Raw genomic sequence first — 25,076 nt, forward strand, 5'->3', positions numbered from 1 at the left:
CGGCATAGATCGACGTCCTGACCACGTCCTTGCTTGGTGACATCGCGAGGAGGACAGGTGGATCCAGGATTTGAGGCGGACTTCCGGGAGTTCGTCGTCGATCGATCGGGAGCGCTGTTCCGCACCGCGTACTTGCTGACCGGTGACCGGCACGCCGCCGAGGACCTGGTGCAGTCGGCGCTGGCGAAGACGGCGGCGAAGTGGCGCAGCCTGCGCGACCCGGCTGCCATCGAGGGTTACGTCCGCCGTGTCATGTACCACGAGCAGGTGAGCTGGTGGCGGCGCCGTTCCCGCGTCGCGGAGGTGTCCACCGGATGGCTGCCCGAACAGATCGGCGACGGGTACGCCGAGATGGTGGATCTTCGCCTGGTGATGCGCGCGGCTCTCGCCCGGCTGACACCCCGGCAGCGGACCATGCTCGTGCTGCGCTACTTCGAGGACCTGTCCGAGACCGAGATCGCGCGGCTGCTCGATGTCAGGGTGGGATCGGTGCGCAGCCAGATCTACCGGTCGCTGGAGCGTCTGAAGAAGGCCGCACCTGAACTGAGCACGGTGAGGGAGTTCGGATGAACATCGAGGATCTGCTGCGCGAGACCCTTTCCGACATGGCCCACGAGGAGCAGCCACCCCCGCCGGGCCGGTTCTTCCAGGTCAACCGGGGTCGATCCCGTCGGCGGGGCCTCGCCCTGGCGACGGCGGCGGCCGTAGCCGTGATGGCGGTCGGATCCACGCTCGTGGTCCAGGGGCTGTCCTCTCAGGTGGCGGTCTCCAAGGACCTCGCCACGCGGGGCTCCGGCGAGACTCTTGCGGAGACCGAGCAGGTACGGACCACCCTGACCGTGAGAGAAGGATTACGGCTCTTACAGACCTTGGAGCAGCTGTCGACCGCCACCGGCAGACCGCGGGCGGAGTTCGAACGAGCCGCTGGGAACGGCAAGGCGCTCGGCCTTCCGGCCTACGCCAGGGGCGCGCTGGAAGGCTTCGCCTTCCCCGGGACCTATGAGGTCTCGCCCACGTCGAGCCCCGGCGAACTCCTCGCCGCGATGGTGACACGCTTCAACCGCGCCGCCGAGGCCAGCGACCTGGTGGACGGTGCCGGGCGTGTCGGCCGTACGCCGCTGGAGATCCTGACCATCGCCAGCATCGTCCAGGCCGAGGCGACCGACAGGCGCGACATGCCCAAGATCGCGCGAGTCATCCACAACCGGCTGAACCACAAGCCCGAGATGAGACTGTCCATGGACAGCACGATCATGTACGGCCTGAACAAGTCCGGCGTCACGGCCTCGGACGAGGATCTCGGGAGCCGGTCGCCGTACAACACCTACGCGCGCCTCGGCCTGCCGCCCGGCCCCATCTGCAACCCGGGCCCCGACGCCATCGAAGCCGCCCTGAAACCGGCCACCGGACCCTGGCTGTACTTCGTGACGACCGACCGGGAGAAGGGCGTCACGAAGTTCGCCACCTCCGAATCCGAGTTCTTCGAACTGGTCGAGGAATTCAAGAGGAACCGCGGGACCGATTGACCGTAGTACCGATTGACCGCGGGACCGGTTGATGGAGCGACGCGCCGCGGTCCCCGGTTCACCGATGAGACAAGCTCCCCCTCCTCGTACCTTCATCGGGTCGCGATGACACTCTGCACCGCGCCGGGTCAGACCAAAACCTCCGGCAATCCCGGTGCGGTTCAACCGAAGTGGCGGCCGCACACCCCGGAAACGATCAACGGCGCCTGGTCCGAGGAAAGCCCCTGGTCAGACGCCGTTCGTGATGCTCGGCGGAGAGCGTGGGATTCGAACCCACGAGACCGGTCACCCGGCCTAGCGGTTTTCAAGACACCTGATCGTTGCGTTGGCGATCGTTTGCTCACGTTGACCATGCGCGACGGTGCTGGTGAGACGCTCACAAGGGCGTTGACTGACGACAGTGATCATCGATCATATGCCGATGGAGACCATGTTCCGCAGTTTGTCGGCATCCTTGATGGTGATCCCGGTGGCTGTCTCCATTCCGATGTTGCGCAGGAGTAGGCGCTCTTTCGAAGGCCTTTCCAACCTCCAGGCGATGGTCGGCTTGAGGTCTCTCTCGCTCGATTTCAAGCATCTCTTCGCTGGTGAGCGCCGATCGTTCAGATGCCGATGCAGAGCGTGCGCTAGATGCTGCGGCGTTTTCGGCTGCAGTTGCTGATCTCTCAGAGGCTTCCGCTGATTTCTCAGACGCGTCCGCTGAGCGTGTGGCTTCGCCAGCAGAGAGCTTCGCGAAGGCAGCACTGGACCGTTGATATAGGAGTGCCCAGGCGGCCAGACCAGTGGCGAGGACCGAGAAGAAAATGGAAACGGCAACGGGGAGTAATTCGGCATTCACGGCACGCACCGTAGCGAAACACGCACAGACGTTCACTGCTATTCGGTGAATTCCTACTTCGGACCTTGGTCGATCCCCACCCGTCAGGCGGGATGACTCCTCGCATGATGAAGGCCCCGCACCGTAGCCTGAGGTTGTCGAGACGCTCAGGAAGGTGAAGGGCCTATGAGCAACGCTACCAACGAACCCCTCGGTCCGGTACTCACGGTGGGCCAGCGCATCCAGTTCCTCCGTGAACGGCGAGGCATGACCCGAGAAGTCCTCGCCGGGCTGGTCGGCAAATCCACCTCCTGGCTCAAGCAGGTCGAAACGGGCCGCCTCCAGCAGAACCCCCGGCTGCCGATCCTCCTGCAGCTCGCCGAGGCGCTGCGTGTCCGGGACCTCTCGGAGCTGACCGGGGACCAGTCCATGCCGGTACGGATGTTCACCGGCCCCGGCCACCCCGCACTTGAGGACGTACGGGCCGCGATCAACTCGACATCGCTGGTACCGGCCGGTGCGGTGCAGCCGCTCACCACATTGCGCGCCCGCCTGGACGCCGCCTGGCGGGTCCGGCATTCCTCCCCCGACCACCGGACCGCCCTCGGCGAGCTGCTGCCGGACCTCCTGCGCGACGTCCAGCTCGCCGCGGCGATGTACCGCGACGCCGATCGGCGCCAAGCGCTCGCCCTGCTCACCGAGACCTACGGCCTCGCCCAGATGTTCCTCGCCTACCAGCCCGCCCAGGACCTGCTCTGGCGGGTGACTGACCGGGCACTGACAGCGGCCCAGGAGTCAGAGGATCCGCTCGCGCTCACCTGCGCTGTGTGGTTCCTCGCCCAGGCACACCGTGACACCGGCGACTTCGACGCCGCCCGGGAGGTCAACCAGCAGGGCATGGCCGCCATTCAGTCGCGCCTCGACGACGCCGGGGTGGAGCTGCTCGCCATGTGGGGCGCGCTCTCCTTCGAGCTGGCGTTCACCTCCGCCCGGCTCGGCCAGACCGGGGACGCGTGGCTGCACTGGGACGAAGCGGCCCGGATCGCCGAACGGCTCCCCGCGGCCTACTACCAGCCCTGGACTTCGTTCTCGCGGGTCATCATGGACGCGCACGCCGTCACCGTTGCCGTCGAACTCCACCAGGGCGGCGAGTCCGCGCGGCAGGCCGACAACGCGCTCTCCGCCCCGATCCCTTCCCGGCCGCGCCGAGGGCGGCATCTCATCGAGGTTGCCCGTGCCCATCATCTGCAGCGTGACCACGCCGCCGTGCTCGGAACGCTGGAGCTCGCCCAGCAGGTCGCACCCGACACGATCAAGTACAACGGTTACGCGCGTCGCCTGACCTTGGAACTCACCGAGGGTCCGGCGTCTCTCCGGTCGCAGGCGCACGCTCTGGCTGACCGAATCGGCCTTCTGGTCTGACCGCAACCAGGGGGCAGAAACCGTGCCCCTCGGCTCATGGCCCGCTGCATAGCGTCACGTGTCTCCGGACACAGACGCGATGAAGGAGCCATGTGAATACGCCCCTACATGTTCAAGCCGCAGAACGCGGCGCCGCGACCGTCTTGCACGCGGAGGGTGTGTTCGCGCCGCAGGATGAGCACGCGTCGCTCCTGTTGACCGACGAGCAGGCCCACGCTCTCCTGCTGCACCTCGGTCACGCGTTCCCGCCTTGGCGGATCTGGCGGGCGAGCGGCATCTGGTACGCGACCGGGCCGTGTCGCCTTCCGGAATGCGTGTGCTCTCGCACCCTGCACGCGCCCGGCCCGGCTGATCTGTGTCGGCAGCTCGCCGAGGTGGAGCGGGCCGGGCGAGAGCAGCGTGAGGATGGTGCCCTGTCGAACGAGGTGGCGTTCTTCCTCGGCGAGGGTCAGTTCTCCGACGAGGCCGCGCATCGGGCTGAGCGGCAGCTGGAGGCGCTGCGGCAGGAGTTCCCTGGGTGGGACATCACCTGTGTGGCCGACCTGTCCACCCCGGTCTGGCACGCCGTCCTGCGCACCGCGCCGACCGGTCGGCAGAAGCAGGCCGGGGTGCTGGCCGAGCTCATGTGCTTCTCCGCCGAGGCGCTCGCGACCGCCTTAGCCACCCAGGTGGAGCGGATACACAGGGCGCGCGCCACCCACACCTTCACCTCCTGAAACTCCCCGCAGGCGTGGTGCGCACACCAGGGGCCGCCTGGGGGGTTGAGCGCGACCTGGCTGCCCCGAAATCAGGGGCGTGAGGACCGGTCGCGAGGATGGTTGCCCCTGCCCCCGCCCACCTGCGGGATGCCACCCTCCAACAGATAACTACTCTACGTAGTTATTTCCTTACTAAGGAGCCGCCGTGAATCCCTTAACCGAAATCCTCCTCGCCCGCTTCGCCGAAATCCCCCTACGGATCGGCACCCGCACCTCCACCATGGCCAAGATCCAAACCGGCCACGTCGCCGAACTGATCACTCAACTCGCACCCGGCGTCCCCATCGAGATCGTGCCCACCCAAGTCAGCGCCGACCTGTGGCCCGGCGACCTCGCCGAAATCGGCGGCAAGGGCGCCTTCAGCAAGGAAATCGACCGTGCGCTGACCAGTGGCCGGATCGACATAGCCGTCCACTGCATAAAGGACGTCCCCGGCGACGTGCCGTTGGCCGAGGGGACGGCGTTCGGCGCCTACCTGCCACGCGACGACGTCCACGACGTCGTGGTCACCCGCGACGGCGTAGTCCTGGCCGACCTCCCGTCCGGGTCGCTGATCGGCACCAGTTCCGTACGACGCCGCGCCCAGCTCAGCATCCACCGGCCTGACCTGCGTACCGAACGCATCCGTGGCAACGTCGACACCCGCCTGGCCAAGCTGGACGAGAACGAGAGCAAGTACGCCGCGCTGATCCTCGCCCGCACCAGCCTGCTTCGCCTCGGCCTGCTGGAGCGCCACCACGAGATCCTGCCCCTGGAGTTCCACAGCGCGGGCGAAGGCGTCGTGTCCATGGTCCCGCCCGTGGGCGCCGGTGTCGTCGGCATCCAGGCCCGCAGCTCCGATGCCCCCGCCATGCGACTCCTGGACGAACTCAACCACCCCGCGACCGCTCGCCACATCCTCGCCGAGCGAACCATGCTGCACATGCTCTTCGGCCATTGCAACAGCCCCATCGCCGGGCACGCCTCCACCACCGCCGACGGGAAGATGTCCATGTTCGGCATGGTGTTCAACCGCGACGGCAGCGCCTTCGTCCGTTCCCACGCCTGGGGCACCCACGACGACCCCGCCACCCTCGGCGCTCGCGTCGCCGCCGACCTGCTCCACCAGGGCGCCCGCAACCTGATCACCGCCACCCGGAAATGACCTCAGCGCCAGCCGTACGGCCTGTTGCCGCAGATAGGCCGCACGGCTGTGCTGTCACCGCCCACCTCCTCGTGCTCGACGAGGCGGGCCGGTGGCTCACCCTGCGGACCACCCGTGACCACACCCGGTGGCAGCTCCCCGGCGGACGCGCCCGCCACGGCGAAAGCCCAGCCGCAGCCGCCAGCCGAGAAGCCCGCGAGGAAACCGGCCTGACCCTGCCCGCCGAAAGCCTCATCACCGTCGCCTGGGTCCCGGCCGGCAGCATCGACCGGCGCGATCGGATCGCGTTCGTCTTCGCCACCCGCACCCTGCGACTTCGGGACCAGGCGGCGATCACCTTGCAGACCAGTGAGGTAGACGACTGGCAGCTCAGCCCCGCACAGTACGCGGCCCGCCGGCTTCATCCGCTGCTCGCCGAACGACTCACCGAGGCCGGGCTGCACGGCCCAGGCCACTACATCGACCAAGATCCCGCTTCGATACGCGAACGAGCAGTAATGCCGTGATGATCGTGGACTTCCTCGCCCCGACCGACCCGATTCGGTTTCTGGATCTCGGGTGAGGGTGAGCGCGGCCGGGCGGCGCCTCAGGGACGGGGCGCTTGTCGAACAGCTGGCCGCGAACGGTGCCCCCGCCTCGACTCGTCCTCCGGGCGGGGGCACCGATAGCGCAGAAGGTCAGTTCCCAGCCTTCGGACGTTAGCTGTACCGAGAGCGCATCGTCGACATCTTGGCGGCGATGGCCGCGCAGGCGTCCGTTGTCCATCGGCCCCGGTCGACCACCGCGGCGGTCACCTCGACAGAGGAGACGAATACCTCGTCGCCCTTCCACGAGGCGACCTCGACCACCCCGACGGCTGACGGGAAGCCGTCTCCCGCGCCTCGGACGAGCATGGAGATTCAGCACGCGCAGCACGCGATCAGTGCTCTACTTATGGGTAAGGAGGCGGGGCTGGACGTCAAGGTCGTCTCGGTCCAGCTCGGCCACTCGACGACGACCATCACCCGGGACCTCTACCAGCACGTCCGGCGGGCAGTCCTGGACGACGCGGCGGAGAAAGTGGTGGCGCTCATCCCCGGCTGGAAGGCCCCGAAAGAGGCAAGATCATGACGGGGTGTTCCCATTTTGTTCCCATCGGAGCGGTCCGGCGATCTTCACCGGACCCGGCTTCCGACGTTTCTCCTGGTAGGCGGAGAGCGTGGGATTCGAACCCACGAGACCGGTCACCCGGCCTAGCGGTTTTCAAGACCGCCGCCATCGTCCACTAGGCGAGCTCTCCTGGTGACACGTCCTGAGAACGTGTCAGATTGCACCCTAGTCTCTCATTGGACCGGGCGTGCCCGGACCCGGAAGGCGCCACGCCTCCAATCTGGAGGACGTGGCGCCCGCCGGTGTGGATCAGGGCTGGGGACCCGCGAAACCGTCGCCGACCGAGGCGGCCAGGCGGAGGTAGGACTCGCGGGTGCCGGCCTGCAGCCTTTCCAGGTCGATCTCCGCGCCCTCCTCCAGGTGCGGGTCGTAGGGGACGCGGATGACGGCGCGGCAGCGGGCCGCGAAGTGGGCCTCCAGGCGGTCGAGGTCGACGGTCGATTTCGAGCGCGGGCGGACGCTGCACAGCACCACGGTCGCGGAGCGGACGAGCTCCTCGTAGTGGTGGGCCTCCAGCCAGTCGAGGGTCGCCGAGGCGGCGCGGGCGCCGTCCACGGAGGGGGAGCTGACCAGGACGAGCTGGTCGGCCAGTCCGAGAACGCCGGACATGGCCGAGTGGAGCAGGCCGGTGCCGCAGTCGGTGATGCAGATCGAGTAGAAGTTTTCCAGCACCTGGGAGACCGACTGGTAGTCGGCCGCGCTGAAGGCCTCGGACACCGACGGGTCACGGTCGGAGGCGAGGATCTCCAGCCGCGACGGGGCCTGGGAGGTGAAGGCCCGGATGTCGACGTACCTCTTGATCTGCTGCCGCTCGTTGAGCAGGTCCCGGACGGTCGCGGAGGTCTCCAGCTCGACCTTGTCCGACAGGGTGCCCCGGTCGGGGTTGGCGTCGACCGCGATGACCCGGTCGCCGCGTACCTGGGCCAGGGTGGCGCCGAGGCCGACCGTGGTGGTGGTCTTGCCGACACCGCCCTTGAGGCTGAGTACGGCGACGCGGTGGTGGCCGGTGGCCACCGGGGTGCGTGCGCGGCCGACCAGCTCCCTGCGGCGGCGGACCTCCGGGGACTCGCCGGGCTTGATCAGCCCGGCGGACGCCTTGTAGACCAGCTTCCGCCAGCCCCCGGCGGGCGCGTTGCGACGGCCCCTCAGCAGCGACTCCGGGTCCAGGCTGTCGGCGGACTGCCGGGGAGCCGTGCCCGGAGGCTGCTGCTGCCTGGCCGGTGCGCCGAAGGCGGGTGCCGGAGCCGTCTGGCGGCGGCGTGCCTGGTACGGCTCCCGCACCGGTTCGGCCGCGTCCCGTCCCGGCGCGAAGGGGTTCTCCCGTTCCGTGCGCTCCTGGGACGAGTCCCGCTCGGGGGCGGGGGGCGCGTCCCGTCCCGGCGCGAAGGCCGTGGGACCGGAGAAGGTGAAACCGGAGGAACCGGAAGAACCGGAAGGAGGCGGAGCCGAGCTGGAACGCTCGTGGCCGAAGGAGCCGCGGGAACCAGGGGAACCGGGGGCGGTCTCCGTACCGAAGGGGCCCGGATCCGAACCGAACGCACCCGAGGTGGCGGGACGCTCCGGCGGCGCGGCCGCTTCCGGCCTGTCGGTGCCGAAGGATTCGGGGGCCCGGAACGGATCGGCGGGCTCGGGCTTGGGCTCGGATCCGGACGTGGGGACAGGCGCCGGGACGGGTTCGAAGCGGTCCGAGACGGGTTCGAAACGGTCCGAAGCGGGCTCGAAGCGATCCGAGGCCGACTCGAAGCGCTCGGGGGCGGGTTCGAAGCGCTCGGGTGCCTGCCTGGGCGGCTCCTTCACCACCGACGTCACCGTGGATTCGAAGGACTCGAACGGTTCGAAGATCGTACGGTCGCGGTCGTGCTCGGCACCGTCGGACGCACCGGACCCACCGGACGTACCGGACCCCGACGTGCCGGACGAGGACCGGTCGGCCTCGGCGGTTCCGCCGGACCCCGAGGACCCGGCGGAGAAGTCTCCGCTGGTCGAGGAGAAGTCCTTGCCCCCCGAGGTGGACCGCGTGCCGCCGCTCCCGAAGGAGAAACGGTCGGAGTCGGTGCCGCCGAAGGTGAACCGCTCGGTGTCCGAGGACGACGGCTTGGACGGCTCCGCGTCGGCGGCCTCAACCGAAGCCGAGGTCGAAGCTGAGGTCGAAGCTGAGGTCGAGGCGGGAGCAGGCGCGGGAGATGCCGGCTCCGCCGGACGCTGCGGTTGCTCGAACAACCCGCGCGACGGCTCCTGGGGAGGCGCCGCGAACGGGGTGCGGAGGTGCGGCTCGGTGAAGTCGGCGTGACCGTAGTCACCCGTGTCGGCGGACTCCTGGCGTGGCAGGGGCTTGAGCGGCGCCAGGAAGCCGTCGTTGTCCTGCTTGCCGGATGCCGGAGCGGGCACGGTGAAGGAACTCACCGTGTCGGAGGCCTCCATCCAGTCGGCCGCGTCGGCGTCCTCCACCGGCGGGTCGGTGACCGGGTGGGCCGAGTCGACGGCCGCGCGGAACAGCGGCGAGGACGTCGCGTCGGGCTCGGTCGGGACCAGGCTCCAGGGGTCCTTCGGGTACGGCGAGACGACGGCGTCGTCCACCGCGGTGGCCTTCACCGCCAGGGCGGGCGCCTCCTCCTCCTGCTCCTTGATGGCGTCGAGCCACGCGAGCTGTTCCTCGAGAGATTCCTCACGATCGTGTCTTGCCACCGTGTTCCCCCTCGGGATGGGCATAAAAGGGCAGCAAACACATAGCAGGTTAACGCCCTGTGTTCCTGTCAACGTGAGCAACCACCAAGTTGGGGCTCACCGGATACCTTTGCTCACATGCGCGCCATCGTGATCGATAAACCAGGTGGACCGGAAGTGCTGACGTGGCGGGAGGTCCCCGACCCGCTGCCCGAGCGCGGCGAAGTCATCATCGACGTGGCCGCCTCCGCGGTCAACAGGGCCGACGCGCTGCAGCGTCAGGGCTTCTACGACCCGCCCCCCGGCGCCTCCCCGTACCCGGGCATGGAGTGTTCCGGCGTGGTCGAGGCGGTGGGGCCGGACGTCGAGGGGTTCGCGCCGGGTGACCGGGTGTGCGCGTTGCTCAGCGGCGGCGGGTACGCGGAGAAGGTCGCCGTTCCCTGGCAGCAGGTCATGCGGGTGCCGGAGGGCGTCGACCCGGTCGAGGCCGCCGGGCTGCCCGAGGTGGCCTGCACGGTCTGGTCCAACGTCTTCATGACCGCGCGCCTGCGGAAGGGCGAGACCCTCCTCGTGCACGGCGGGGCCAGCGGGATCGGCACGATGGCCGTACAGCTGGCGAAGGCGTTCGGCTCGCGCGTGGTCGTCACCGCCGGGTCCCCCGAGAAGATCGCCCGCTGCCTGGAGCTGGGCGCCGACGAGGGGATCGACTACCGGCGGGAGGACTTCTCGGAGAAGGTCAAGGCCGACGTGGTTCTCGACATCATGGGCGGCGAATACCTCGCGAAGAACATCAAGGTTCTCAAGACGGGCGGCCGGCTGGTCGTGATCGGCCTGCAGGGCGGCACGAAGGGCGAGCTGAACCTGGGAGCCCTGCTCGCGAAGCGGGCCTCGGTGCACGGCACCACGCTGCGCTCCCGGCCCGTCGACGAGAAGGGGGTCATCGTGCGCGGGGTCGTGGACAACGTCTGGCCCCTGCTCGACGCCGGGGCGATCCGGCCCGTGGTGCACGCCCGGGTGCCGATGAGCGACGCGGCCGAGGCCCACCGCATCCTGGAGTCCGGAGAACACATCGGGAAAATCCTGCTAGTAAGTTGAGGCTATGAACGCTGAGGAGAGCACTCCGCACATCGTGGTCGTGGGTCCCCAGGGCTCCCAGGGCGAGGAGGAGGGCGAGACCCGGTCGATCGCCGACCTCGTCGAGCAGCCCGCCAAGGTGATGCGCATCGGCAGCATGATCCGCCAGCTCCTCGAGGAGGTCCGGGCGGCCCCGCTGGACGAGGCCAGCCGCAAGCGGCTCAAGGAGATCCACCAGAGCTCCATCAAGGAGCTCGAAGACGGTCTGGCACCGGAGCTGGTCGAGGAGCTGGAACGGCTCTCGCTGCCTTTCACCGAGGACGTCAACGGCACCCCGCCCAGCGAGGCGGAGCTCCGGATCGCCCACGCCCAGCTGGTCGGCTGGCTCGAAGGGCTGTTCCACGGCATACAGACCACGTTGTTCGCCCAGCAGATGGCGGCTCGCGCCCAGCTGGAGAACATGCGCAGAGCGCTGCCCGGCGGCATGTCCCTCCAGCAGCAGGAGGGCCCCCCGGGCGGCAACGCGGGCCCCTACCTGTAGGGAGACCGGAGACCGGTCTGCCGGGCCCTGTGCCGGGGCTTCTCGGTCACGGACCTTCACAGGGCCTTCCCAGAGCCTTCCGGGCCTTCGAAGGGCCGCGTGTGAGCCCGTGGGCCCGTGGGGCCGTATGAGCCCGTGGGGCCCGTCACGATCCGTAGAGCTCCTCGAGGATCCCGGCGACCCCGTCGTCGTTGTTGGCCGCGGTCACGTGATCGACCGCGGCCAGCACCTCCGGGTGGGCGTTGGCGACGGCGTACGAGACGCCCGCCCACCGCAGCATCGGAAGATCGTTGGGCATGTCCCCGAAGGCGATCACCTCCTCGGCCGCGACGCCGAGCGTCGTGGCCAGGTGGGACAGCGCCGAGGCCTTCGTCACGCCGTGCGCGCTCATCTCGATCAGTGCCCGGCCGCTGGAGTGGGTGGGGGTGACCAGGTCGCCGACCAGCCCGCAGACCGCCGCGTGGAGGATGTCGGGGTCCATTCTTGGATGCAGTGCCAGAAGTTTGGCGCAGGGTCGCGAGGTGAGTGTGTCCGTTCCGACACGGAGTCCGACAACTGCCTTACTGTCCCATCCTCCGAGACGGAAGTCCGATTCGTGGGCGAATCCGCCCTCGTATTCCACAGAGAACGCGAGGTCGGGAACCTTTTCCCGAAGACGCCTCACCACCTCTTCAAGCACGTCCGGGTGGATGAGGTGGGATTTGACGATCTGCTCACTGTGCAGGTCGTAGACGAGGGCTCCGTTGGCGCATATGGCCAGCCCCCGGTGGCGTACGGCTCCCGCGACCATGTGCATCCAGCGAGGTGGCCTGCCGGTCACGAAGACCAGTGTGGCCCCGGCGTTCTCCACAAGCGCAAAAGCGGCGGCCGTACGGGGGGAGACGGTGCCGTCCGAGCGCAGAGCGGTGCCGTCGAGGTCGGTGGCGACCAGCCTGGGGCTTTGCATAACACGTCCCAGTCTGCACTGTGATGGCCGGCGTGTCGGCCCCCGGGATCCGGTCCGAGGAATCTTCCTCATGGCGGGAACACGCCTGCGCCGGATAGTGTTAGATGTGATGGCGTTGTATTAGCTGAATCCCGTTGTGAAAACCAGTTTGACTGAGCCACCCCGGGGCCCGCTGTACGACACATGGGGTTCATGAGGTGTGAATCCCAAAGTTTCAAATCCTGAGGGAGAGCTTTAATGGCTCAGGGAACCGTCAAGTGGTTCAACGCTGAAAAGGGCTTCGGCTTCATCGCACCGGACGGCGGTGCACCGGACGTGTTCGTGCACTTCTCCGAGATCCAGGGCAACGGCTACCGTAGCCTCGAAGACGGCCAGCGGGTCGAGTTCGAGATCACCCAGGGCCAGAAGGGCCCGCAGGCCTCGCAGGTCCGCGCCGTCTGACGCATAGACCTCTTGGTTGAACGGGAAGGCGGGGTTCGCTTCTGGCGAACCCCGCCTTTCCGTTTCCCGAACACCTCGGGAACGTCCGGGCACCCGGGGTAACCGGAGCGCCCGGGACGCCCGGCATCCCGGGAGACCTCCCAGGGGCGTCGGCCCAGCCCTCCCCTCGTCGCTGAGAGCGATCCTGAGGGCTTCGCCCGGGACGGTGACGGGGTTTTGACGCCGACGGCCGCTTCCCGCCTTTCCGCGCGACTGTGGACGTGCCGGGCGGCAGCGACGGGCATGATCCATCCGACGCCGGGACGTGCGAGGCGCCCGGGTTCCGGGACGTATGAGAACTCCGGTTCCCGGGACACACCCCGGTCACGAATGCCGCCGCCCCCGAACCGGGCCTCGGCGCGGTGGGTCTACCTGGTCATGAAACGCCTCGCCTGGTTCGGACATCCGGCGACCGTGGTCGCCACCTTCGTGCCGCTGCTCGTCATCCCGTTCGCCCTCGTCGGGGGGACCGCCACCGCGGGCGAACCACAGCCGCCCGCGGCGACGAATGTCCTCGTACGCGGCGAGGTCATCGCCGTGGTCCTGGATCAGGATGCCGAGAGCCTCTCCGGCGACGGCGGCCGTACGTGGATCGGTCGTCCCGCACGGGACCCGGGCTCCCCAGAACCCGGCTCCCCAGAACCCGGCTCCCCGGAATCCGGGTCCTCGCCCGTCCCCGATCCGGCGACCCGGGCCTGTCTGCCCGGTGAGCCCGCGCACTGCTATCGCGTCGTCCCTCCTCGGCTGGCGGTGGACGAGTCCCGGGACGGCGGGAACAGCTGGAAAACGGTGTGGGAGGTCTCCCCGGGGCGTGAGGACGCGCTCCGGCGGCGGGCGGCCGGCATGTCGAACAGGCCGTGGCACGGTTCCTCGGCCATCGCGGTGCAGCGCGTGACGGACGGTCACGTCGTCGTGGCGGCCAACGGCGAGGACGGCATCGCCGTACGGGACGCGCGGGGGAACTGGCGGCGGATGGGCCCGCTCGACGGGGGTTTCTCCCCGGACGCGGCGATCCCGCTCGGCGCGCCGGGCGTCGACCTGAGGACGGAGCACCGCGTCGGCCTCTTCGCCGGCCTGCTCGGCTTCATGTCCGGCATGGCCGTGGCACGCCGTCACACTCGGCGGGTCACCGGCTTGACCGGGCCCGCGTACTTCCTCACCGTGGCCGGTTTCGTGCTCGTCCTGCCGTCCGACACGACGTACATCGTCGACATCGGCGCCCTCATGGCCCTGCTCGGCGGTGCCTGCGCCCTCGTCGCGACGATCCTCGTGTCGACGGCGGCGATCCGGGCGCGCGTGCCGGCGCGGACCTGCGCGGCGCTGGTCACCATCGCCTGCTGCACGCCGTTCGCGATGTGGGCGCTCTTCACCGGCTGGGAGTCGGGCGTGATCGACGACTATCCGACGGCCGGGTTCCTCGCCTGGCTCGTCGGCGGGATCGGCGTCGGGGGGTCCGTCCTGGTCGGCTGGGCGGGCGCGGCGCAGGCGGAGGAGGGGACGGAGGGGACGGAGGAGGCGCCGGGACGTCGGGCGTGAACGCGGTGAAGGCCCCGCCGTGGCGGGGCCCTCACGGTGAAACCTCGCCGGGCGGCGCGGGCCTACTTGACGGGTTCGAGGACGTCGAGGCCGACGTACGGGCGCAGGGCCTTGGGGAGCACGACGGAGCCATCGGCCTGCTGGTGGTTCTCCAGGATGGCGACGATCCAGCGGGTGGTGGCCAGCGTGCCGTTCAGGGTGGCCACGTGCTGGGGCTTGCCGCCGGAGTCGCGGAAGCGGACGCCGAGGCGGCGGGCCTGGAAGTCGGTGCAGTTGGAGGTCGAGGTGAGCTCGCGGTAGCGGCCCTGGCTGGGCACCCACGCCTCGCAGTCGAACTTCCGCGCGGCCGAGGACCCCAGGTCTCCGGCCGCGGTGTCGATCACCCGGTAGGGGAGCTCGACCTTGGCCAGCATCTCCTTCTCCCAGTCGAGCAGGCGCAGGTGCTCGGCGTGTGCCTCCTCGGGGCGCACGTAGGAGAACATCTCGACCTTGTCGAACTGGTGGACCCGGATGATGCCCCGCGTGTCCTTGCCGTACGAGCCCGCCTCGCGGCGAAAGCACGAGGACCATCCGGCGTAGCGGTGCGGGAGCGCGGAGCCGTCCAGGATCTCGTCACCGTGGTAGGCCGCCATCGGCACCTCGCTCGTGCCGACCAGGAACAGGTCGTCGTCGGGCAGGTGGTAGACCTCGCTGGCGTGGGCGCCGAGGAAGCCGGTGCCCTTCATCGACTCCGGCTTGACCAGCACGGGCGTGATCATCGGGACGAAGCCCGCCTCGATCGCCTGCTGCATGGCCATGTTGAGGAGACCGAGCTGCAGCCGCGCGCCGACACCCTTCAGGAAGAAGAACCGCGAGCCCGAGACCTTCGCGCCGCGCTCCATGTCGATCGCGCCGAGCAGCTCGCCCAGCGCCAGGTGGTCCTTGGGCTCGAAGCCGAAGGACGGCTTCTCGCCGATCTCCTCCAGCACGACGTAGTCGTCCTCGCCACCGGCGGGAGCCCCCTCCTCCACGAGGTTGGGCACCGTGTAGAGGAGCTCGTCGAGCTCGCCGCCGAGCTTCTCCGCCTCCGCCTCGGCGGACTTGACCTGCGAGGAGAGGTCCTTCGCCCGCTCCAGCAGGGTGGCCTTCTCCTCCCCGGAGGCACGGGAGACCGACTTGCCGACGGTTTTCTGCTCGGCGCGGAGCGTCTCGAAGCGGCTCAGCGCGCCGCGCCGCCGCTCGTCGAGGTCGAGCAGCGTGTCGACGACAGAGTCGTCCTCACCGCGGGCACGCTGCGACGCCCGTAGCCGGTCGGGATCCTCACGAAGGGTACGCAGGTCAATCACAGCCACAAGGCTACCGATGTACGGCGAGCGTCCGCGCCTGGATTGGCCCGGCCCGCCCCCGCGACGTCCGTTTCCCGCCCGGTCCCGCCCAGTCCCCGGCCGTTCCCGCCCCGGTCCCGGCTCTTCCTCGCGCGGTCCCGGCTTTTCCTCGCGCGGTCTCGGCCTCTCCCCGGCCGTTCCCGCCCGGCGGGATGGCTTCGGCGGACGTGGACCGGCGGCGTACGGGGATCGGGCTCCGGCTCGCGGGCCGGGGGACGATCAGACCTGGCCGGTACGGACCCTGTTGAGCCAGCCGGCGGCGTCGGCGAAGGCGTCGTCGTTCGTGCCGCGCTTGATCTGCGGGAAGAGGCCGTCGGCGCGCGGGTAGCTGCCCAGGAAGCGCACCCTGGCGGAGATGCGGTGCAGACCCGAGATCGCCTCTCCGACGCGGGCGTCGGCGGCGTGGCCCTCGAACTCGAAGTGGAAGAAGTAGCGGCCGATGCCGTCGCCGGTGGGCCGCGACTCGATGCGGGAGAGGTTGACGCCGCGGACGGAGAACTCGGTCAGCATCTCCTGCAGCGCGCCCGGGTGGTCGTCGGCGAGGAAGACGACGAGTGAGGTGCGGTCGGAACCGGTCGGCTCGGGCAGCGGGCCGGGACGCGACACCTGGACGAACCGGGTGACGGTGTCGGTGCGGTCGCCGATCCCGGACGCGAGCTCGACCAGGCCGTAGTGCTCACCGGCGATGCGCGCGGCGATGGCCGCGTCGTACGGCGAGCCGGGAAGCGCGACCTCCTGTGCCGCGGCGGCGGTCGACGGGGCGGCGACCACCACGGCGTCGGGCAGCTCGCGGGCGATGAAGTTGCGGCACTGGGTGATGGCCGCCGGGTGGGAGAAGACCCTCTTGATGTGGCCGATCTCGGTGCCGGGACGCGCCAGGAGCGAGAACTCGACGGGGAGCAGCAGCTCGGCGGTGATGAGCAGCGACTCGCCCCGGGCGAGCTCGTCGAGGGTCGTGGTGATGGCGCCTTCGAGGGAGTTCTCCATCGGGACGACGGCTCCGTCGGCCTCGCCGCGCCGGACGGCCTCCAGGGCCGCGGTGACGTTCGGGCTCGGCAGGCGCTCGGCCTCGGGCGCCAGGATGCGCAGGGCTTCCTCGGTGAAGGTCCCCTCCGGTCCCAGGTAAGCGAGTTTCGACATGCCCCCAGGTTATCCGGCGACTGTCAGAAAATGTGCGGAGGATTACATACTGCCGCGACCGACCCCGATCTGGTCACTCGGCGTCGTACCACGTCAGAGGCTGTTTTCTTTCGATCATGCTCTCGGTCGCCCCCTCGCCGGCCACGGCACGCCCGGGGCCGCCGCCCCTCCCGGCCGCTCCGCGTCCGAGGCCGTATCCCGCCGGGGAGGCGACCGGAACCGCCGACGGTCCGGGATCATCGGAAGATCGAGTGCGAAGACGGTCCGGGGCCGTCAGGAGAGTGCTTGGAACGTCTCTCTCCGCCTGGGAAGCCAGACCCCCAGCAACCAGACCAGGGCCAGCGCGCCCAGGCCGAAGCCGTTCTGCACGATCTTGCCCAGCACGGGGCTGAGCACCGGGATCTCCGCGGCCTTGATCGTCACTCCCCACCAGGGGATCGGCAGCACGTAGTAGAGCCAGACCCCGGCGGCCACCCGGAGCCTGACCGGGTCGCGCCCGTCGCCGGCCAGCGCGCCGAGCACCACGACCACCCAGGCCAGGTGGTGGATCCAGGCGACCGGCGACAGCAGCACGGCCATCAGCCCGACCAGGGCGGTCCCCGCCACGAGGTGCCCGTCGAGCAGGGCCCTGCGGGCGTACCGGAAGCCGTACCAGGCGACCACGGCGACCAGCGCCGCCCAGAGCAGGCTCGTCAGCGCGTCGGGCAGGTAGAGCCGGATGAGCATGCCGCGCATCGACTGGTTGGTGGTCGCGGCGTTGGCACCGAGCCGCTCGGGGTCGAGCAGCGCGCGGAACCAGAAGTCGGCGGCGTCCGCCGGGATCACCAGGAACGGCAGCAGGGTCAGCAGCGCCGCGGTGAGCGCGGCCACGAGGAAGGTCCCGCGCTGCTCCCGCCTCGCGCCCGGCCCGAAACCGGCGATGAGAAGGTAGATCAGGAAGACGCCCGGGGTGAGCTTGACCGCGGTGGCCAGGCCGATCAGCATGCCGCGCGGCCACACCGGGCGCCGGGCCACGCAGTCGGCCAGGCAGAGCGCCACGAGCAGGATGTCCACCTGGCCGAAGCGGACCTGGTCCCTGATCGGCATCAGGTAGGTGCACGCGATCATCAGGGCGGCGAACAGCAGGGGCGTCCACAGGCGGCCCGTCCCACCTGCCTCACTCGCCCCACCTGCCTCGCTCGTCGCGCCCGCGTCGCCGAGCCCGACCGGCCCGCTGAACCCGACCGGCCCGCTGAGCAGGGCGCGTACGCCCCTGGCCGGCCTCGCTGCCCGCGCCGCGCTTCCGGCGGGCGTACTGGAAGCGGGCGCGGCCTCCGTCCCTCCGGGGGACGTACCGGGAAGGGCGGGCGTGCCCGGAACGGCTCGCTCATCGAGAACGGCGGGCGGTGGGACCGGACCCCCGTCCGGCGTGCCCGGTGCGGTGCGCGCTCCGCCGAGCAGGGCGCGGAAGGAGAGCCGGACGGTGATCGCCAGCGTCAGGAAGATCAACGCGGTCCACGCCCACTGCGCCGCCGTCCAGGACATCGCCGCCAGCGGTGTGGCGAGCAGCGCCGCCACGGGCGGGTAGGTGAAGGGCAGCAGCTGCGGCGCGGGCGTGACGAACCCGTAGACGGACCGGCCCTCCAGGATCGCCGCCCCGCCGGTACGGTAGACGTCCAGGTCGACCAGGCGCTGGTCGTCGACGTTGCCCAGCCAGTGGAGCACCAGCGGGGACACCGCGGCGGCGACGAGCAGCAACGCGGGCAGCCACGCCAGCCACGACAGCCATGTCCGGGGGCGCCGCTCGGTCGTGGTCACCTCGCCAGTCCTCACGAGCAGGCAGGTTACCGTGGGGTCGGCCATATCGTGGGGCCGGTTACCGTGGGGCCGGGGAAACGGCCGCCCGACGGATACGGACAGGGGAACCGGATGGCTTCGACACACCGCGGTCACGGGCCCGCGCGCCCGGCCCCCGGGGGGACCGCGACGCGACCGGCGCCCCACCGGGCCGCCAGGATCGCTCCAGTCGTCGCTTCCCCGTCGCAGGCCCCGCCGATCCTGCTACCGGCCTCGCAACCGACCGTGTCTCTGGCCGTGCCGCCGACCGGGTTGCCGACCGGGTTGCCGACCGGGTTGCCGGCTGTGCTGCTGGTTGCGTTGCTGGCCGGGCTCTGCGTGCTCCTCGGCGTCCCGGGCGCCTCGAAGGCCTTCGCCGCCTCCGGCGCTCCAGGCGTTCCAGGTGCCTCCGGTGCTCCGGGTGCCTCCGGTGCCACCGCGACGGACGCCTCCGGTGCCGGTACGACAGGTGTTCCGGCGCGGGCGCTTCCCGGGAAGGTCGTGATCGTCGGGATACCGGGCCTGGAGTGGGGTGACCTGGACCGGGAGCGGACCCCGAACCTGTGGAAACTGGTGGGCGAGGGCGGGTCCGCGTCCATGTCCACCCGGGCGGTCCCGCCGCCCGAGCTGGGGATCACCTGCCCGGTGGCGGGCTGGCTGACGGTCTCGGCGGGCCAGCGCGCGGGCGCGCCCGGTACGGGCTGCGAGCCCCCGCGCGCGCCGGAGACGGCCCCCGGCGGCGAGGCGAGCGTGCCCGGCTGGGCCGAGCTGTCCGCCTTCAACGCCGCCACCTCCTACCGGCCGGTTCTCGGGCAGCTGGGCGAGCTCGCGACCGGCGCGGGCCTGAAGGTGGCCGCCGTCGGGCCGGGAGCCGCCCTCGCCGCTGCCAACAAGTTCGGAAAAATCGGGAAATACGCGGCGAGCATCGAGCAGCTGGGCGACCTGTCCCCGTACGGGCTGATCGTGGTCGAGGCCGGTGACCTCACCCGGGCCTGGACCGGCGGCGCCCCCGCCCCGACCGGCACTCCGGCCGAAACCCCGACCGGCACTCCGGCCGAAACCCCGGACGACGCCGCGGACGACGTCCCGGACGGCACCTCGAACGACGTCGCGGACGACGTTCCGGACGGGATGGCCGTCCGGGTCAGGCAGGAGGCCGCGACGGGGGCCGACCGCGTGGTGGGCGCGGTCCTCGGCCGCCTGGCCACGGCACCCGCGACAGGGACCACGGTCCTGGTCGCGGGCCTGGCCGACACCTCGATGGTGCCCCACCTGCACGTGGCGATCGCCCGGGGCCCGTCGCCCGGCGGGGGGACATACGCGCGCGGCTACCTCACCGCCGCCTCCACCCGCCAGGACGGCCTGGTCACGAACACCGACCTCACCGCCACCGCGATCGGCCTGCTGGGCCTCAAGGCCCCCAACGGGGTCGTGGGACGCGCCTGGCTGGGCGGCGGGCCGAGCGGGGAGCCGGTCGCGGCGACGGCCGGGAAGCTGGCCGACGACGACCTGGCGAGCCAGGTGCTGCGCGAGGTGCGGGGGCCGTTCTTCGCGGTGTTCGTGGCGGTCCAGATCCTGTTCTACCTGCTCGCCGCCGTCGCGATCCGCCGGGGCTGGGGCGGCTCCCGCGCCCTGACGGCCGTCCGGGTCGTCGCCGTGGTCAGCGGGGCGATCGCGGTCTCCACCTTCCTGGCGCAGCTGGTCCCCTGGTGGAGCCTGCCCGCGCCGATGGTCTGGGTGATCGTCACCATCCTCGGATTCGCCTGCGCGATCGCCGGGGTGGCGCTCGCCGGGCCGTGGCGGGCGCACCCGCTCGGCCCGCTGACGGTGGTCGCCGCCGTCACCTCGGTGGCGCTGCTGGCCGACGTGATGACCGGTTCGGCGCTGCAGGTGAACGCGGTCACCGGCTACGAGCCGGTCACCGGCGGGCGCTTCTACGGTTTCAGCAACATCGCCTTCGCCGTCTACTCCGCCGGTACGATCCTCGCCCTCGCCGGGATCGCCCAGTGGCTGATCTCGGGCGGGCGCCGGGCGCTCGCGCTCGCGGTGTGCGCGGCGTACGGGGGGCTGGCGGTGTTCGCCGACGGCTGGCCCGCGTGGGGCGCCGACTTCGGCGGGGTCCCGGCGTTCCTGGTCGGGGTCGCGGTCTTCCTGATCCTGCTGTCCGGCGGGCGGGTCTCACCGGTGAGGCTGGTCCTGGCCGGTCTCGCGGGCGGCCTGCTGATCGGCGCGATAGCGGTGGCCGACTGGCTGCGGCCCACCGACCAGCGCACCCACCTGGGTGCCTTCGTGCAGCAGGTGCTGGACGGGGAGGCCTGGACCGTGGTCGGCCGCAAGTTCGCCGCGATGATCGGGGTCACGGTCGGCAACTGGTCGCTGTCGCTGCTCACGCTGGTCGCGCTGGCGTTCCTGTTCCTGGTGCTCGACCGCCCGTCGCGGTGGGGCGCGTCGGCCCTGGGCCGGGCCTACGCGCTCGCGCCCGCGCTGCGCGCCGGGCTGCTCGGGGCGCTGGCCTGCGCGCTGATCGGGTTCCTGATGAACGACTCGGGCATCGCGATCCCGGCCATGGCGCTCACGGTCGCGGTGCCGCTGACGCTGGCCGCCTGCGTGCACGCCGTCCGGCTCTCGCCGCCCACCACGCCAGGGCGACCGTCAGTGCCAGCAACGTCCACGGCACCACCGTCTCCCTGAGCAGGGTCTTCGTCCAGAGCAGGTCGTCGGGCCGCGGCACCTCCCTCGCCGGGAGGTAGCCCAGCGACAGCACGACGACCCTGGCCACCATGAACGCCTCCAGTGCGGGCCAGGACGCCAGGGCCAGCAGCGCGAAGGCCAGCCCGTCGTACCAGGGCAGCGCGTACGGCGCGGCGAACAGCCAGGCGACCACCGTCGCGGCGGCGACGGCGGGCGCGGTGCCGGCGGGCGACGTCCCCCACGTTCCCTGCGCGCCCAACGTCCCCAGGACCCCCGGCGTTTTCCGCGCTCCCAGCGCTCGCAGCACCAGCCAGGCCAGGCAGGCCATCAGGAGCAGGGACCCGATCTGGATCCAGGCCGCGTAAGCGCCCGGCCCGAAGAGGGACTGGAGCCCCGTCTTGACGAGCTGCCAGGGCGTGGCGAGGGAGACCTTCTTGCTGGCGGCGCTCACCTGGTCGAGCACGTGCGGCCCGGCGAGGGCGTAGATCGCCACCACGGTGGCCGTCGCGGTCCCCGCCACCACGGCGAGCCTGCCGGGCGAGCGGCGCAGCTCCCACGCCGGGCCGAGGGCGACGAGCCCGGCGTTGAGCTTCACCCCGATGCCCACCCCGAGCAGCAGCCCCGAGGCGGCCCCGCGAACCGTGAGCGCGGCGACCATGCACGCGACGGCGAGGGTGTCGACGTGCATCCCGGCGGCCAGGTGGTAGATCATCAGCGGATTGACCGTCCACAGCAGCGTCGCCCGCCGCTGGAGGTCCGCGTTCCCCCTGGCGAAACGGTGCAGCAGCAGCGCCGTGCCGACGAACGCCGCCGCGTTGACGACGGCCATCGCGAAGACCGTCAGCCTGACCGAGTCGCCGCCCACGAAACTCGCCAGTGCCTGTACGGCGGTGGCGACCGGGCCGTAGACGCTGGTCACACCGGCCCACTCCTCCACCGCGCCGGTGACCGGGTCACCGGGCAGAGCGGCGGGGGTGACCGCGTACGGGTCCTGGCCGAGCGTGACCAGGCGGCCGTACGCGGCGTAGTTGAGGTGGTCGGCCGAGCCGGAGGGCGGCAGGAAGGCGAGCAGGCCCGCCACGGCGCAACCGGCCGCGAGCAGCCAGCGCGGGTCGGGCCGCCACCGGGACCTGAGCGCGGCGGCGAGGCCGAGCCCGCCCAGCACGATCGCGACGGCCCCCATGGCGATGGCCAGATGGACACCGGGGTGGGCGTCCAGCGAGTACGGAGGGTGCCAGGAGGGTCCGGGCAGCCTCGGGACCATGGCCGAGGGGCCCAGCAGCCCGATCAGGACCGTGGTCGCCACCGAGAGCCCCACGGCTCCGTACGCGGCGACGTCGAGCCCCCGCGGCGTATCGCCGGCGGGACTCCGCCTCTCGTCGACGACCGACGCATCCCGAGTCACCCGCAAATTCCAGCACATCCGGCACGGTGCCCGGTGCGGTGCCGGGGTCGGCGGCCCGGCTCAGCGACGAACCAGGCCCGACGCGGCACCGGGACCGACGCGGCACCGGGACCGACGCGGCACTGAGTCCGATGCGGCACCGGGTCCGACGCGATACCCGGCCCGACGCGATACCGGGTCCGACGCGGTACCGGGTCCGACGCGGCACTGAGTCCGATGCGGTACCAGGCCCGACGCGATACCGGGTCCGACGCGATACCGGGCCCGACGCGGCACTGAGTCCGATGCGGTACCGGGTCCGGCCGTCCGGGTCAGCGGCGGGCCAGCAGGGCGCGGGCGACGTCGCGGAACTGCCTGGCCCGGTGGATCTGGGCCTTCCAGTCGGTGCCGGTGGCCCGGTGCGCCATCTCGACCGGGACCTCGCGCACCCGAAAGCCCTTCCTGAGCAGGTCGATCGTGAGGCCGGTCTCCACGCCGAAGCCGCGCGCCAGTGGCCGGGCGGCCTCGAAGGCGGCCCGGGTCAGGCAACGCTGCCCGTTGAGCGGCTGGGCGGGCGTCCAGCCGGTGGCGCGCTCGACGCCCTCGCGCGCGAGCCTCACGACGAACCCGTGGCCGCCCAGCTTCACGCGGGTGACGAAGACGGCGATCGTCATGTCGGTCTCGCCCGCCGCGACCGGCTCGATCAGCGGCGCGGCCGTACGGGCGGTCTCGCCCAGGTCGGCGTCGAGGAACAGCAGGTGCCGGGGCTCCTCGCCGTCGAGCAGGCGCACGGCGTGGGCGCCGCTCTCCATGGCGGCCGCCTTCCCCCGGTTGTGGCTGTGCCGCACGACGCGGGCCCCGGCGGCCTTTGCCACCCGCCCCGTCTGGTCGACGGAGCCGTCGTCGACGACCACGACGAGGTCGACGCCGGGCAGCGCCAGGACCGCGGCCACGGTGGCCCCGATCCTGTCGCCCTCATCCTTGGCGGGAATGATCGCCGCCGTGCCGGTCATCGAACACCTCCAGTGTGGGGACCCCGGGCGTCAGCCGTGAGCGGGACGTCATCCTTGCGGTTCGGAGGTCAGCAGCTTCTCCGGCAGGGTCTCGTGCACGACGAAGACGGAGTCGAGGCCGGTGACCTGCAGGATCTTGCGCACGGCCGGACGAGGTGCCGCCACCTCCAGCGTGCCGCCCCGCTCGCGCAGTCGCTTGAGCGCGGAGAGCAGCACGTTCATGCCGGTGGAGTCACAGAACTCCACGGCGGACATGTCGAGGACGACGAGCATGGTCTGGCTCTGCCCAAGCAGCCGGGTGAACTCGGCCTGCAGACGAGGCGCGGTATATAGGTCGATTTCGCCAACGATGGTCACGACGGTGTGCCCGGCATGAGATCGAGTTGAGACTTTTAGCTCCACAGCGGGCACACTAGCGGCGCGAGAGCCGCAGGTCACGTTCTCTTGAACAACCCGAGTCGTCCGCCCTTTGTCCCCCGTTTCCGCCTCACGGAAACCCTGAGTGCGCGAAGCTTGACACTAAGCAACACCGGCTTGGCCGGAAAGGGGAGGAGACCCGGCGCCTCCCCATCGTCGCTGCGCTACGTCAGTGGCGGCCGTTGAGTTACAGGAAACGGGCTCGAACGCATCCATGAACACCGACCTACCTGAGGATCTCCAGCGACAGCGGCTCCGGGAGCACCTGGAGTCCATGATCACTCGCACCGACCGGGCCACCTCGTGGCGCGACGCGGCGAGTTCACTGCGAGGCCTGGTGAACCACGAGGGATACGTCCCGATCAGAACCCGCCTGTCGACCGAGGACCTCGACTTCCTCGAAGGGGCGCGCGAAGAGCTCCTCGACTTCGCCACGCTCGGCGTCAGGCTGCTCGATCTGCACCAGCCGCGCGACGCGGGCGGCATCACCAGCGACGCCGCGCATCCGATCCTGCGCTGCCGCAGCTGCATGTGGCGCTGGCCGTGCCCGACGTTCCGGGCGATGGTGGAGTCTCTCGGCACCACCAGGAGGCTGACCTCCTGCCAGCACGTCGAGCCCGACACCGAGGGCGGCGAGTGCGCGCAGATGACCCTCATGGTCTCCGTACGGCCCGACGGCCCGCAGAGCACCCCGGGCCACGTCACGTCCGCGCCGACCGCCAACGGCAACACCGCCGGCAACACCGGTTCCAACGGCACCGGTCCCAACGGCACCGGCACGAGCTGACCGCCCACCGACCTACCCGCCCGGCGCTCCCCCCGCCCACCGGGCACCCGCTTCGCGTTTCCCACGCCCACCAGGCATCCACCTCGCGTTCCCCGAGCCCACCGGGAACCCGCCTCCCCGAGCCCACCGGAAAACCACTTCCCCGCGTCCACCGGGAACTCGCTCCCCGCGCTCATCGGGAACTCCGCCTCCCTGCGCCCATCGGGAACTCAGTCTCCCTGCGCCCATCGGGAAACCGCCCACCTCGCGTTCCACGCGCTCGCCCGGCACCTGATCTCGCGTCCCCGGGCCCACCCGGAAAGTCGCCTCCTCGCGCTCCTCGGGGCATCCGCCCCGCGTTTCCCGCGCTCGCCGACGTCCGTCCGGCCCAGGCCGCGACCAGACCGGCCAGATCGACCAGGCCGCCCA

General features: G+C 70.8%; 23 protein-coding genes and 1 tRNA gene. 13 read left to right on the forward strand and 11 right to left on the reverse strand.

All coding sequences use genetic code 11. From position 1 onward, the window contains the following. Positions 1–57 precede the first annotated feature (57 nt). The 3 genes from ABT053_RS09735 (at position 58) to ABT053_RS09745 (ending at position 3,765) form a co-directional block, all read left to right on the forward strand. Positions 58–570 (forward strand): SigE family RNA polymerase sigma factor, encoded by a 513-nt coding sequence (locus ABT053_RS09735; RefSeq protein WP_350968503.1) that lies wholly within the window; start codon positions 58–60, stop codon positions 568–570. Continuing rightward, positions 567–1,526 carry an endolytic transglycosylase MltG gene (gene mltG / locus ABT053_RS09740; protein ID WP_350968504.1) on the forward strand — a complete coding sequence of 320 codons (960 nt, stop codon included), beginning with the start codon at positions 567–569 and terminating at the stop codon, positions 1,524–1,526. Before ABT053_RS09735 ends, mltG begins: the two co-directional genes overlap by 4 nt. A 1,003-nt stretch (positions 1,527–2,529) precedes the next feature. Beyond that, positions 2,530–3,765, forward strand: coding sequence for a helix-turn-helix domain-containing protein (locus ABT053_RS09745; protein ID WP_350968505.1), 1,236 nt, complete (start codon positions 2,530–2,532; stop codon positions 3,763–3,765). Between the two features lie 104 nt (positions 3,766–3,869). On the opposite strand, the gene ABT053_RS09750 is transcribed toward ABT053_RS09745, so the two are convergent. After that, complete coding sequence (locus ABT053_RS09750) at positions 3,870–4,004, reverse strand: hypothetical protein (RefSeq protein ID WP_350968506.1); 135 nt, start codon at positions 4,002–4,004, stop codon at positions 3,870–3,872. A gap of 75 nt (positions 4,005–4,079) precedes the next feature. Between ABT053_RS09750 and ABT053_RS09755 the strand changes: the two genes are divergently transcribed. The 3 genes from ABT053_RS09755 to ABT053_RS09765 all read left to right on the forward strand — a co-directional run bounded on the left by ABT053_RS09755 (position 4,080) and on the right by ABT053_RS09765 (position 6,173). Continuing rightward, positions 4,080–4,481: a hypothetical protein gene (locus tag ABT053_RS09755; protein WP_350968507.1), complete on the forward strand. Its 402-nt coding sequence runs from the start codon at positions 4,080–4,082 to the stop codon at positions 4,479–4,481. Between the two features lie 187 nt (positions 4,482–4,668). Next, positions 4,669–5,667 carry a hydroxymethylbilane synthase gene (gene hemC, locus ABT053_RS09760; protein WP_350968509.1) on the forward strand — a complete coding sequence of 333 codons (999 nt, stop codon included), beginning with the start codon at positions 4,669–4,671 and terminating at the stop codon, positions 5,665–5,667. After that, entirely contained in the window at positions 5,664–6,173 is a 510-nt protein-coding gene (locus ABT053_RS09765) for an NUDIX domain-containing protein (RefSeq protein ID WP_350968511.1), read from the forward strand. Before hemC ends, ABT053_RS09765 begins: the two co-directional genes overlap by 4 nt. A gap of 192 nt (positions 6,174–6,365) precedes the next feature. Here ABT053_RS09765 and ABT053_RS09770 read toward each other — a convergent pair whose 3' ends face one another. After that, positions 6,366–6,560: a hypothetical protein gene (locus ABT053_RS09770; RefSeq protein WP_350968512.1), complete on the reverse strand. Its 195-nt coding sequence runs from the start codon at positions 6,558–6,560 to the stop codon at positions 6,366–6,368. Between ABT053_RS09770 and ABT053_RS09775 the strand changes: the two genes are divergently transcribed. Continuing rightward, complete coding sequence (locus ABT053_RS09775; RefSeq protein ID WP_350968513.1) at positions 6,559–6,777, forward strand: hypothetical protein; 219 nt, start codon at positions 6,559–6,561, stop codon at positions 6,775–6,777. The two genes, ABT053_RS09770 and ABT053_RS09775, sit on opposite strands and share 2 nt — an antisense overlap. Positions 6,778–6,857: 80 nt before the next feature. On the opposite strand, the gene ABT053_RS09780 is transcribed toward ABT053_RS09775, so the two are convergent. Both ABT053_RS09780 and ABT053_RS09785 read right to left on the reverse strand, forming a co-directional pair. Continuing rightward, positions 6,858–6,946 (reverse strand) — tRNA-Ser (locus ABT053_RS09780). Positions 6,947–7,065: 119 nt separating this feature from the next. Further along, positions 7,066–9,501, reverse strand: coding sequence for a nucleotide-binding protein (locus ABT053_RS09785; RefSeq protein WP_350968514.1), 2,436 nt, complete (start codon positions 9,499–9,501; stop codon positions 7,066–7,068). A 117-nt stretch (positions 9,502–9,618) separates the two neighbouring features. On the opposite strand from ABT053_RS09785, the gene ABT053_RS09790 reads away from it, so the two are divergent. Together ABT053_RS09790 and ABT053_RS09795 are read left to right on the forward strand one after the other, a co-directional pair. After that, complete coding sequence (locus tag ABT053_RS09790; RefSeq protein WP_350968515.1) at positions 9,619–10,575, forward strand: NAD(P)H-quinone oxidoreductase; 957 nt, start codon at positions 9,619–9,621, stop codon at positions 10,573–10,575. 4 nt (positions 10,576–10,579) lie between these two features. Continuing rightward, on the forward strand, positions 10,580–11,095 hold the full coding sequence (locus ABT053_RS09795; protein WP_350968516.1) for a bacterial proteasome activator family protein: 516 nt from the start codon (positions 10,580–10,582) through the stop codon (positions 11,093–11,095). A 145-nt stretch (positions 11,096–11,240) separates the two neighbouring features. On the opposite strand, the gene ABT053_RS09800 is transcribed toward ABT053_RS09795, so the two are convergent. Beyond that, positions 11,241–12,041 carry an HAD family hydrolase gene (locus ABT053_RS09800; RefSeq protein WP_350968517.1) on the reverse strand — a complete coding sequence of 267 codons (801 nt, stop codon included), beginning with the start codon at positions 12,039–12,041 and terminating at the stop codon, positions 11,241–11,243. Between the two features lie 237 nt (positions 12,042–12,278). On the opposite strand from ABT053_RS09800, the gene ABT053_RS09805 reads away from it, so the two are divergent. Together ABT053_RS09805 and ABT053_RS09810 are read left to right on the forward strand one after the other, a co-directional pair. Next, the gene (locus ABT053_RS09805) at positions 12,279–12,482 is read left to right on the forward strand and encodes a cold-shock protein (RefSeq protein WP_012886943.1); all 204 of its coding nucleotides are present in this window, start codon (positions 12,279–12,281) and stop codon (positions 12,480–12,482) included. 369 nt (positions 12,483–12,851) lie between these two features. Further along, the gene (locus ABT053_RS09810) at positions 12,852–14,057 is read left to right on the forward strand and encodes a hypothetical protein (RefSeq protein WP_350968518.1); all 1,206 of its coding nucleotides are present in this window, start codon (positions 12,852–12,854) and stop codon (positions 14,055–14,057) included. Between the two features lie 62 nt (positions 14,058–14,119). Here the strand turns inward: ABT053_RS09810 and serS are convergent, their stop codons facing one another. From serS to ABT053_RS09825, 3 genes are all read right to left on the reverse strand, one after another. After that, positions 14,120–15,382 (reverse strand): serine--tRNA ligase, encoded by a 1,263-nt coding sequence (gene serS, locus ABT053_RS09815; protein ID WP_350968519.1) that lies wholly within the window; start codon positions 15,380–15,382, stop codon positions 14,120–14,122. A 258-nt stretch (positions 15,383–15,640) separates the two neighbouring features. Beyond that, positions 15,641–16,561, reverse strand: a complete 921-nt coding sequence (gene pheA / locus ABT053_RS09820; protein WP_350968520.1) for a prephenate dehydratase — start codon at positions 16,559–16,561, stop codon at positions 15,641–15,643. A 273-nt stretch (positions 16,562–16,834) separates the two neighbouring features. Continuing rightward, on the reverse strand, positions 16,835–18,373 hold the full coding sequence (locus tag ABT053_RS09825) for a glycosyltransferase 87 family protein (RefSeq protein ID WP_350968521.1): 1,539 nt from the start codon (positions 18,371–18,373) through the stop codon (positions 16,835–16,837). 309 nt (positions 18,374–18,682) lie between these two features. Here ABT053_RS09825 and ABT053_RS09830 point away from each other — a divergent pair, with 309 nt between their 5' ends. Continuing rightward, positions 18,683–21,067 carry an alkaline phosphatase family protein gene (locus ABT053_RS09830; RefSeq protein ID WP_350968522.1) on the forward strand — a complete coding sequence of 795 codons (2,385 nt, stop codon included), beginning with the start codon at positions 18,683–18,685 and terminating at the stop codon, positions 21,065–21,067. Here ABT053_RS09830 and mptB read toward each other — a convergent pair. The 3 genes from mptB to ABT053_RS09845 form a co-directional block, all read right to left on the reverse strand. Continuing rightward, a complete protein-coding gene (gene mptB / locus ABT053_RS09835; RefSeq protein WP_350968523.1) occupies positions 20,949–22,472 on the reverse strand; it encodes a polyprenol phosphomannose-dependent alpha 1,6 mannosyltransferase MptB in 1,524 nt (507 codons plus the stop codon). The two genes, ABT053_RS09830 and mptB, sit on opposite strands and share 119 nt — an antisense overlap. Positions 22,473–22,783: 311 nt before the next feature. Beyond that, positions 22,784–23,464: a glycosyltransferase family 2 protein gene (locus ABT053_RS09840; protein ID WP_344748547.1), complete on the reverse strand. Its 681-nt coding sequence runs from the start codon at positions 23,462–23,464 to the stop codon at positions 22,784–22,786. A gap of 48 nt (positions 23,465–23,512) precedes the next feature. Continuing rightward, entirely contained in the window at positions 23,513–23,866 is a 354-nt protein-coding gene (locus ABT053_RS09845) for an STAS domain-containing protein (protein WP_350968524.1), read from the reverse strand. 229 nt (positions 23,867–24,095) lie between these two features. Between ABT053_RS09845 and ABT053_RS09850 the strand changes: the two genes are divergently transcribed. Beyond that, on the forward strand, positions 24,096–24,668 hold the full coding sequence (locus ABT053_RS09850) for a hypothetical protein (RefSeq protein WP_350968525.1): 573 nt from the start codon (positions 24,096–24,098) through the stop codon (positions 24,666–24,668). Positions 24,669–25,076 lie beyond the last annotated feature (408 nt).

The sequence above is a fragment of the Streptosporangium sp. NPDC002524 genome, from assembly GCF_040295985.1.
Classification (GTDB): Bacteria; Actinomycetota; Actinomycetes; order Streptosporangiales; family Streptosporangiaceae; genus Streptosporangium.